The 211-nt window shown below is 70.6% G+C and carries 1 protein-coding gene; it reads right to left on the bottom strand.

The genetic code is table 11. The features are described from left to right. Positions 1–211 (bottom strand): transposase family protein (locus ADK54_RS20935; protein ID WP_324610188.1); only part of this gene is annotated, 211 nt, incomplete at both ends.

Raw genomic sequence — 211 nt, 5'->3', positions numbered from 1 at the left:
TCCGCGGCAGCCGGCGCGTCGGTGATCTCGTGGACACGGGCTGCGGTCGGGTCGTGGGTGGAGCCGGGCAGTGCGGGTGAGGCCCACAGCAGGCGGCCGTAGGGATCGGTGCGGACTTGGATGTTGATGCCGTGGCGCTTGTGTTTCCCGGAGTGATACGGGGTGTCTGAGGCGATCTCCCCCAGCCTCCGGCCGGGAGGTGCCCCCAGTC

The sequence above is a fragment of the Streptomyces sp. WM6378 genome, from assembly GCF_001279695.1.
GTDB lineage: Bacteria > Actinomycetota > Actinomycetes > Streptomycetales > Streptomycetaceae > Streptomyces.
Note: the sequence above shows the minus strand (reverse complement) of the source record. Positions and strands in the feature narration are given on the sequence as shown.